Origin of the sequence: Streptomyces sp. A012304 (assembly GCF_026008495.1) — a bacterium.
Lineage (GTDB): Bacteria > Actinomycetota > Actinomycetes > Streptomycetales > Streptomycetaceae > Streptomyces.
Genome location: NZ_BQUN01000073.1, coordinates 53,402 through 57,705 on the forward strand (window position 1 = coordinate 53,402; position 4,304 = coordinate 57,705).

At 72.0% G+C, this 4,304-nt stretch carries 5 protein-coding genes; 1 reads left to right on the top strand and 4 read right to left on the bottom strand.

What is annotated here, in order from left to right; genetic code table 11:
- Positions 1-165: 165 nt before the first annotated feature.
- Both ALMP_RS16945 and ALMP_RS16950 read right to left on the bottom strand, forming a co-directional pair.
- Positions 166-516 carry a nuclear transport factor 2 family protein gene (locus ALMP_RS16945; RefSeq protein ID WP_264928820.1) on the bottom strand — a complete coding sequence of 117 codons (351 nt, stop codon included), beginning with the start codon at positions 514-516 and terminating at the stop codon, positions 166-168.
- Between the two features lie 249 nt (positions 517-765).
- Positions 766-1,560, bottom strand: coding sequence for an MBL fold metallo-hydrolase (locus tag ALMP_RS16950; protein WP_264928822.1), 795 nt, complete (start codon positions 1,558-1,560; stop codon positions 766-768).
- Between the two features lie 108 nt (positions 1,561-1,668).
- Between ALMP_RS16950 and ALMP_RS16955 the strand changes: the two genes are divergently transcribed.
- Positions 1,669-2,043, top strand: a complete 375-nt coding sequence (locus ALMP_RS16955; protein WP_264928824.1) for a helix-turn-helix domain-containing protein — start codon at positions 1,669-1,671, stop codon at positions 2,041-2,043.
- Between the two features lie 46 nt (positions 2,044-2,089).
- On the opposite strand, the gene ALMP_RS16960 is transcribed toward ALMP_RS16955, so the two are convergent.
- Both ALMP_RS16960 and ALMP_RS16965 read right to left on the bottom strand, forming a co-directional pair.
- On the bottom strand, positions 2,090-2,383 hold the full coding sequence (locus ALMP_RS16960; RefSeq protein ID WP_264928826.1) for a hypothetical protein: 294 nt from the start codon (positions 2,381-2,383) through the stop codon (positions 2,090-2,092).
- A gap of 86 nt (positions 2,384-2,469) precedes the next feature.
- Complete coding sequence (locus ALMP_RS16965) at positions 2,470-4,128, bottom strand: IclR family transcriptional regulator C-terminal domain-containing protein (RefSeq protein WP_264928827.1); 1,659 nt, start codon at positions 4,126-4,128, stop codon at positions 2,470-2,472.
- Positions 4,129-4,304: the final 176 nt, after the last annotated feature.

Below are 4,304 nucleotides of genomic sequence, written 5' to 3' on the forward strand. Positions count from 1 at the left end.
CCCGCGGCGGCACTGGGTGAGGTGTCATCGGGTGTGCGGGTCCGGCAGGGTGATGGGCCGACCCGGGTGGGCCACTGCAGCGGGGGCCGCATCGAGAACGTCGATACGGCCCCCGCTGCCGTGACGAGGTTCCGTCGCCCGACGGTGATGCCGGGATGACGACAATCAGACGCCGTAGGGGTTGTCGATGATGTAGACCCAGTTCCCCTCGCTCGTCCTCTTCATCACCTCGATCGCCTTTCCTTCCACGATGCCGTCTTCGCTCGTGATCCGCCAGGACGGCTGGACCATCGCCAGGTCGCCGTTCTGATGGACCGACGTGGCCACCACCTCCATGGTGCTGGGCGCGGCGAGGTAAGGCTTCAGCGCTTCCTTGATGCTTTCCCTGCCGTAGACGGGCTGCTGTCCCGGTCCCGGTACGAACATGGCGTCTTCGTCGAACAGGGAACCCAGTCCGTCGAGGTCCTGGTCCTTGAGGTACTGGGCGAAGCGCTCGTGCACGACTTCCGGCTTCATGTTCTTTCCTTTTCTTTTCGTTTCTTCGTTGCGGGCGGGCGGGTCGGCTACAGGCCGATCTGCGTGAGCCATTGACCGGTGGTGCGCGGCGTCAGCCCCACAAGCTGCTGGGTGCTGTCGTGCGCGCTGATGGTGTTGTCCGGCGCGGTGGCGAGGCTCTCGTGCAGTGCGGTGACCGCAGGCGCTCCCGCGTCTGCGGCGGCGTGGAAGGAGCGGGCCGGTGTGTCGGCGGCGGCCCTGGGTGAGGTGTCAGCGGGTGTGCGGATCGGGCAGGGTGACGGGCTCGCCGGGGGTGGGCCAGTGCAGCGGGACGCCGACGCCGTCGAAGACCTGCTGGACGTGGCTGCGGTCCTCGGTGTAGTGCGCCCAGCCCTCGGCGTGTACGGCCACCACGAGGGGGTCGCCGAGCAGGCTGCGGGCCTCGACGGCCTGGACCGCGGTCAGCGACAGCCGTACGTCACCGAATGCCTCGAAGCCGGCCGCGCCCAGGTGCAGCAGCGCCACGTCGACGCGGTACCGCTCGGCCAGGGAGCTCATCGCGTCCAGGTCGACGGTGTCACCGGAGACGTACACCGTCGGTGCCGAGCCGTCGTCGGTGTGCAGGAGGAAGCCGGTGACCGGACCGGTGAGGTCCTCGGTGCCGACGGGACCGTGGCGGGCGGGGACCGCGGTGATGTTCAGCGGCGTGCGTCCCGGCTTCGACAGGGTCCGGGTCTGCCAGGGCTCCAGGCCGACGGCCGAGCCCCCGAGATCGGTGGCGCCGGCGACGGTGGTGAACACCTCCGAGGCACCGGAGGCCACCGCACGCCCGGCGGTGTCGAGGTTGTCCAGATGTCCGGTGTGGCTGACCAGGACGGCGTCGAGAGCGGGCAGTTGTGCGGGCTTCAGCGCCGGGTCGGCGGTCTTGCGCACCATGACCGGGCCGTCCTGGTACTCGGTGCCGGCGGCGTCGAAGGTCGGGTCGGTCAGCAGCGTCCATCCGGCCAGGTGGATCAGCGCGGTGGGGCCGCCGAGCACCGTCACGGTGTTCGTGTCACGGGTCACGGCAACGTCGGTTACCACAGGTACTCCTTGACGATCAGCGGTTGGCTCCCTCACTCTGACCGAGTTACTTTCTCCTGGGAAGTACATACCTTCAGGTGAGGTGAGCACGTGCAGGAAATCGCGCGGGGCAACGTCCGTAATCCCGCCTGCCCCGGCAGGCAGCTGTTCGACCTGGTCACCGCCCGGTGGGCCGCCCTGGTCCTGGTCGACCTCATGGACGGCCCGCAACGCTGGTCCGAGCTGCGCCGGCGGGCCGGCGGCGTCAGCGACAAGATGCTCGCGCAGACCCTGCGCGACCTCGAAACCGGTGGACTGATCACCCGCACCGTGCTCACCAGCCGCCCACCGACGGTGCAGTACGACCTGACCGACCTCGCCCGCGGCGCCACCGCCGCACTGCAACACCTGCAGAACTGGGCCGAAGAACACACCAGCGACTACGACCACCACCGGCGCACCCACACCGCCGACCCGAAGCCCTGAAAAGGGCAGGCTCGGTGCACACGTCACCGTGCTTCCGTCGTCTGAGTCAGCGCAGGTCTGCCAGGATCCGCTTGATGTCTGCGGTCAACGTCGTGGGTGTCGAGACCCTGCCGGCTCGAACCGACAGAGCGCCCGCAGTGTCGGGCGGATCAGCCTCCACCAGGTATCCCACCTCCGTCAGGATGCCGAACAGAGCCGCGTGAAGATGACGTCGGGCGGCTTCCTGCGCGCGATCCGCCGGGCCCATGGGCCACCCCCGCAACTGCTCGTCGGCCGCGGCGCGGCGCAGACTGCGTGAGACGAACCACTCCACGCCGACTGAGTCACCGCGATCGGTCACCAGGACACCGTGGGCGCGGTAGCGGTCGTCGCTGTCTGCTTCGGGCAGTCCGGCGGCCGCCAGAAGCGTTCGGATCTCCCGACGGCTCAGGTCAAGGGGACGTGGGTGAAGCGGGACGTGGTGTGGAGGTCGGTCTCGATGGCGGTGGCCGTCGTGGTCAGCTCGGGGAGGATCTCCCCGACGCACTGTTCGGCGGTGCGGCGGGCGGCGTGGGTCGCGGCGTTCAGGGCGGCCACCGTACGGCCGGCGCGGTCGCGGACGGGGACGGCGATCGAGCGCAGTCCCTCTTCCAGCTCCTCGTCCACCAGGGTGTAGCCCTGGGAGCGGATGCGGCGCAGCTCGGGGTCCTGGGCCGCGTCGGGCGTGTCGGCCAGGAGAACGCGGCCCATGGACGTGGCGTGCGCCGGCAGACGGGTGCCAACGGTGATGTCGACGCTCATGACGTGGTCCGCTGCCACCCGGGCCGTGTACCGGATCTCGGGGGCCTCGCCCCGGCGTCGCGTCAGGATCGCCAGAGAGGTCGACTCGTGGACGCGTCGGGTCAGGGCCGCCATGTGGGGGGTGGCGATGCGGGGGAGGGACGTACGGGACAGGGGCGGGAAGCCCAGGGAGAGGACGCGGGGGGTGAGGGCGAAGGCGCGGTCGGGGGACTGGGTCACCAGGCCCAGGTGTTCGTAGGTGATCAGGGCGCGGCGGGCGGTGGCCCGCGCAAGGCCGGTGGCCTTCGCCACGTCGGTCAGTGTCAGCGCCGCCCGGCCCTCGCCGAACGCGGTCAGTACGGTCAGTCCGCGGGCCAGGGACTCGATGAACTCGCGGCCCAGTTCCTGCTTCGACGCGCCGGTCCACACGGCGAGTCCGGCGGGCGGCGGGCCCGGCTCGGCGGGCGGAGCCTGGCGCAGGTCCTCCTCCATGGTCGTCACCGCCGCGCGGAGGCGGGGGAGCAGGGTGTCGCGCAGGTCCGCCGCGGTGTGCCGGCTGGTGTGGCTGACGACGTTCGCCACGCAGGCGATGCGGTCGGTGCGCGGGTCCCGTACGGGGAGCGAGATCGCCACCAGGCCCGGTTCGATCAACTGGTCGTCCAGGGCCCAGCCTTCCTGCGCGGCCTGCCGGGTGCGGAGCGCGAAGTCCTCGGCGGCCTGCCGGGTCCGGCGGGCGAAGTCCTCGTCGTCCGGGCCGCCCACCCGTGGAGGCAGGGCCGGGAAGCCCTCGTCGTGGGGGGCGGCCGCGCGGCGGGCGCGCCAGTGGCTCCAGTCGGCGTCCGTCCACTCCGTCGCGAACAGCGGGCCGGGCGCGGTGCGTTCGGCGGGCAGCAGGTCGCCGATGCGGAAGCTGAGGGACATCGCGCGGCGGCGGGTCGCCTGGTGGATGAAGCGGATGCCGTCGCGGTCGGCGACCGCGAGGGAGACGGACTCGTCGAGTTCGTCGGCGAGGGCGTCCGCCCGGGAGTCCAGCAGCGCCGGCAGCCGCAGGGCGGCGAGGTAGGCGTTGCCCAGCTCCATCACGGGCGGGGCCAGGACGGCGTCCCGGCCGTCCAGGCGGACGTAGCCCATGCGGGCCAGCGTCGCCGCGATCCGGTCGACGGTGGAGCGGGCCAGGCCGGTGGCCCGCTCCAGCCCGCTCAGGCTCATGGTGCCGCCCGCCGCCGTCAGCTCCCGCAGCACGCCGACCCCGCGGATCAACGGCGTGACCGCCTCCTCCGGCACCTGTGTCACCGGGGCGGCGGGTGTGGTCGTCTTGGCGGGCATCGTTCGGCTCTCCGGTACGGCGGTCGCCGCCGGTACGGCGGTCGCGGGAGCCCCACGGTAAACCGGCCCGCCCGCAGCCCGCCCCTGGTCCGCTCGCTGGTCACTCCTGGCTCGCCCGCCGACTCCCCGGCCCGCCCGCCTGCCACCCCCGGCCCACCCCCCGGCCCCTGGACCAC